This is a genomic window from Clostridium mucosae (genome assembly GCF_024622765.1).
In the GTDB taxonomy this organism is placed as follows: domain Bacteria; phylum Bacillota; class Clostridia; order Clostridiales; family Clostridiaceae; genus Clostridium.
In genome coordinates this window covers 1-3,814 of record NZ_JANKAF010000046.1, presented here as the reverse complement: position 1 = coordinate 3,814, position 3,814 = coordinate 1, and the positions used below count along the sequence as shown (strand labels likewise).

The window sequence follows — 3,814 nt, the reverse complement described above, 5'->3', positions numbered from 1 at the left end:
ATAATACATTAAAGACAAGTATTATGTCAAATGGAGATTAGAGAAATCTAGTCTCTTTTTTTGTATTTAAATTTAAATGGAGGAGGTAATTTATGCATGAAGTAACAGAGTTGTTTAATATTTTTGTTTTTCCAGTGGCTATGTGTATTTTATTAATATGGTTTATGTATAAAAAGATATGGCCAAGGATAGAAACAAACCTAGATAGAGTTACAAAAACAAATGAGGAACTAAGTACAAGTAATAGAGTTTTAACAGAGAACTTAGTAAAGAAAGTTGACCATATGGATAATAAACTAGATAAAGTTTTAAGAGAAAAAGGAGAAAATTAATATGGAAATTTTAGAATATATAATTGAAAATGCCTTAATATTAATACCAGCATTATATGTAATAGGATTAATAATAAAAGGAACAGAAAAGGTATTAGATAAATATATACCAGTAATATTATTAGTATTTGGTATTATAGGAGCAATAGCCTTATTAGGATTTAATATTAATTCAATAATACAAGGTATATTAGTAACTGGTGTAACAGTATATGCAAACCAATTAATTAAACAAGCAAATAAGTAAAATAGAGAAGGAGCAGGAGTAATCTTGCTTCTTTTTATTTCATTCAAAATTTAATTTATGAAAGAAGGAATGATAATATGAAGATTGCAGTTAGAGGAGGACATAATTATTTAGCAACTGGATGTGAGGGTCTTATAAATGAGGTAGTAGAAGATAGAAAAGTAAAAGATAGTGTCATTAAATATTTAAGACAATTAGGACATACTGTTTTAGATGTAACTCCAGGCAATATGGATAGAGATAGTGATCTAATATATGGAGTAAATAAAGCTAACAATTGGGGAGCAGACTTATTTATATCTATACATTTTAATAAAGCTTATTCTAGCTATAATGGAGCAATAGGAACAGAAGCATGGGTATATTCAACTACAGATAATTATAATGATGAAGAGTATGCTCAAAGGATAGTAAATACTCTTGGTAGCTTGGGTTTTAAAAATAGAGGCGTAAAAACATCTACAGGGTTATATGAGTTAAAATCTACAACAATGCCTAGTGTGATTGTAGAGGTATGTTTTGTAGAAGCTACAGAAGACGTAGCTTTATATAAGAAATTAGGACAGGACAAAATAGGTCAAACAATAGCAGAAGCTATATCAAATAAAAAAATAAACACAAATAATAATGTAGTAGAGGAGAGAAAATTCGATATGAAAAAAATAGTAACTTATTATGGAGACGCAGATTTATTTAGTGCTGTACTGGTAGCACAAAGGTGGTAAATCAGAAGATACAAATAGATATGTAACATTTAAGAATGCAGCTAAGTTAGTTTAGTATTAAGCCTAGTAAGTAAGGAATAATAACCTTATTTACTAGGTTTTTTATTTATAAAAATATAGAAAATTTAACAAAAAACAGCAAAAAAGTGTTAACTTTATGCACTACATGTAGTACAATATAATTGTAAGGAGGTGAGTTGATGAAACACAAAAGGAAGAAAAAACAACAAGATGATAAGTTAGGAAAACTGGCAATAATACTAACTATCATAAATACAAGTCTCTTAATACTAAATAACCTAATTCAAATAGTAAAAGAGATTTTGAACTAATCAAAAGGGGGGAGTTAATCCCTCCGAAAAAAAGAATCGCTGTTTTTTCTTCCTAATAGAATAATATCATAGGAGGGGTTAAATTGAAAATAGGAAATGATAAACTATTAAAGATAACACTTATATTATCAGTTATAGCATTAATAACAAGCATAATAAATTTAATAGTACAATTTATATAACAGGAGGCTTTTAATGGCAGAGAAAAAAATTAGTGAAGCTAGGGAAAGAGCAAATAAAAAATGGAATGAAAGTAATAAAGAGCACATGAACTATTTGAGAAGTAGAAGTAGTGCAAGGAGTTTTATAAGAAATAAAGCAACATTAGAAGATTTAGAAGAGCTAGAACAATTAATTGCAGAAAGAAGAAAACAATTATAGTATGTTTAAAGGCTAGTAGGTAGGAAAAGTATTACTTACTCGCCGTTTTGTTCGTATAAATAATGGACAAACTTACCAAAAATATTGTAGAATAAATGAAAAAGAACTCATAATATGACAGCAAATCAACACGAGTTCAAACATCAAATATATTCTAATAAACTTACTTCTATTATAGCATATATTTGATGGAATATAAAGAGAATAGGAGGAGTTATAATGAAACATTTTATTTATTTAGACACAGATGTATTAAATTCATATTTATCACAAATAAATGATGGATTAATCAAAAATACAGTTAATGAGGCAGCCGATGAAATAGCAAGCTCAAAGGAGGAAAGCAGTCTTCCAGGTAAATCAAGATTTTCATCAGAACTTGGGTTTAAAGGTGTATTTAATATGAAGTTTTCAGAGGATAAGGATGTAATAAACACAACTAATACTTTATCTCAAATAGAATCAGGGAGAGAGTTAATAGAAAAAGTACTACACGATAATGCATTTGAACAACTAAGAAAATACTTAAATAAAGAATTTAGGTTAAGAGATATTAAAGAATGTGAAATAGGAGACTATGTGGAAGTAGCTGAAAAGTACACTATTAGAGATTTAGATTATATAATTAATATTTATACAGATGAGTTTATTGAATTCATGGGTGATAATGGAATTAAAGAATATGAAAAAGAAAAAACAGCTAATGGGAATGTAGATACGATTAAATTATCCAATAAAATGAAAGAAGAAAAAAGAAAGGCTATTATTAAAGAACAAAGAGAAACTAAAAGGATTTTTTATATTGCAAGGAATATTATGCCGTTCTCAAAATTCCTACTATGTGACGGATATATAATACCGTTAAATGATAAATTTTTAAGGGAATCAACCCAAAAAATAAGATTCAATTATTCAGGAAAAATTAAAATATTAGGAAGATTCACAAGTACAATAGAAGAGGCAGTAAAAAGAGAAAAATGCATTGAAGATACTTTTAATACTGGATACTCATCATTTGATGAGATATATTCATCATTAGATACTGTACTTGAAACTACATATACAGATATTTTAGGCATAAATAAAAATTCTAAAATTATAGAGCCTATAGCTTTGTATTTTGAATAGACTTTCTTATGCTATTTATTCTATCTTGAGAAGAGTTAATTTTTTCATGTAGGTTATTTGAAAACTCAATATTACGCTCGTTTATATATGCTTTCTTTTTAGCAGTATCATCATCAAAGTTTTCGATTTTGGTAAGTTGCTTAGAATATAAAGCTTTAAGTCTTTTAAACATAGTATCACCTCGATAACATAAGAATTTTATACTATAATTATATTATAGAGAGCGGATATTTACAATATACAGAATAACATATAAAAAGCACCCAGAGCAATCTAGGTGCTTAAATTATAAGGAATTAATATTATAAAAACCACCTTTACTATTAGTATGGGTGCTCTTTATTTATAAATAATAAAACGAAAATCGGTAACATACAAATTATGAATGCTACCGATTAGGAAGAAAATGATAAAAAATATAGTAATACATTCTAGCGATAATAGTATTATCTTAAAGCGAGAATATTATATATATATATATAATTTATTCAAAAAGTCAATTAATGTTAAGGATATTAATTAATTCGTGAGAAGATAAGAAAGATACGTAAAAAGGTATTTAAAAGTTGAATAAAAGTAGATATAATTAAAATGTTCTTTAAATTAACTTGATTAGTTAGAGAATAGCACTTAGTATAAACTAGGTGCTATTTTCGTATATAGATATAA

General features: G+C 26.7%; 7 protein-coding genes. 6 read left to right on the top strand and 1 reads right to left on the bottom strand.

Translation table 11 applies throughout. The features are described from left to right. Positions 1 to 92 precede the first annotated feature (92 nt). The 6 genes from NSA50_RS19485 to NSA50_RS19460 all read left to right on the top strand — a co-directional run bounded on the left by NSA50_RS19485 (position 93) and on the right by NSA50_RS19460 (position 3,145). Positions 93 to 332 carry a hypothetical protein gene (locus NSA50_RS19485; RefSeq protein ID WP_257448153.1) on the top strand — a complete coding sequence of 80 codons (240 nt, stop codon included), beginning with the start codon at positions 93 to 95 and terminating at the stop codon, positions 330 to 332. A 1-nt stretch (position 333) separates the two neighbouring features. Next, positions 334 to 579 (top strand): phage holin family protein, encoded by a 246-nt coding sequence (locus tag NSA50_RS19480; RefSeq protein ID WP_257448150.1) that lies wholly within the window; start codon positions 334 to 336, stop codon positions 577 to 579. Between the two features lie 77 nt (positions 580 to 656). Next, positions 657 to 1,304 carry an N-acetylmuramoyl-L-alanine amidase gene (locus tag NSA50_RS19475; RefSeq protein WP_257448147.1) on the top strand — a complete coding sequence of 216 codons (648 nt, stop codon included), beginning with the start codon at positions 657 to 659 and terminating at the stop codon, positions 1,302 to 1,304. 200 nt (positions 1,305 to 1,504) lie between these two features. Next, positions 1,505 to 1,636 (top strand): hypothetical protein, encoded by a 132-nt coding sequence (locus tag NSA50_RS19470; RefSeq protein WP_257448143.1) that lies wholly within the window; start codon positions 1,505 to 1,507, stop codon positions 1,634 to 1,636. A gap of 195 nt (positions 1,637 to 1,831) precedes the next feature. Next, the gene (locus tag NSA50_RS19465; protein ID WP_257448140.1) at positions 1,832 to 2,017 is read left to right on the top strand and encodes a hypothetical protein; all 186 of its coding nucleotides are present in this window, start codon (positions 1,832 to 1,834) and stop codon (positions 2,015 to 2,017) included. Between the two features lie 219 nt (positions 2,018 to 2,236). Beyond that, a complete protein-coding gene (locus NSA50_RS19460; protein ID WP_257448137.1) occupies positions 2,237 to 3,145 on the top strand; it encodes a DUF6414 family protein in 909 nt (302 codons plus the stop codon). Here NSA50_RS19460 and NSA50_RS19455 read toward each other — a convergent pair. Continuing rightward, positions 3,123 to 3,317 carry a hypothetical protein gene (locus NSA50_RS19455; RefSeq protein WP_257448134.1) on the bottom strand — a complete coding sequence of 65 codons (195 nt, stop codon included), beginning with the start codon at positions 3,315 to 3,317 and terminating at the stop codon, positions 3,123 to 3,125. The genes NSA50_RS19460 and NSA50_RS19455 overlap by 23 nt on opposite strands. Positions 3,318 to 3,814 lie beyond the last annotated feature (497 nt).

What these genes read in the sequence shown, in the direction of transcription:
- NSA50_RS19485 (WP_257448153.1), top strand. Translation starts at nt 93, where the DNA reads ATGCATGAAGTAACAGAGTTGTTTAATATTTTTGTTTTTCCAGTGGCT.
- NSA50_RS19480 (WP_257448150.1), top strand. Translation starts at nt 334, where the DNA reads ATGGAAATTTTAGAATATATAATTGAAAATGCCTTAATATTAATACCA.
- NSA50_RS19475 (WP_257448147.1), top strand. Translation starts at nt 657, where the DNA reads ATGAAGATTGCAGTTAGAGGAGGACATAATTATTTAGCAACTGGATGT.
- NSA50_RS19470 (WP_257448143.1), top strand. Translation starts at nt 1,505, where the DNA reads ATGAAACACAAAAGGAAGAAAAAACAACAAGATGATAAGTTAGGAAAA.
- NSA50_RS19465 (WP_257448140.1), top strand. Translation starts at nt 1,832, where the DNA reads ATGGCAGAGAAAAAAATTAGTGAAGCTAGGGAAAGAGCAAATAAAAAA.
- NSA50_RS19460 (WP_257448137.1), top strand. Translation starts at nt 2,237, where the DNA reads ATGAAACATTTTATTTATTTAGACACAGATGTATTAAATTCATATTTA.
- NSA50_RS19455 (WP_257448134.1), bottom strand. Translation starts at nt 3,317, where the DNA reads ATGTTTAAAAGACTTAAAGCTTTATATTCTAAGCAACTTACCAAAATC.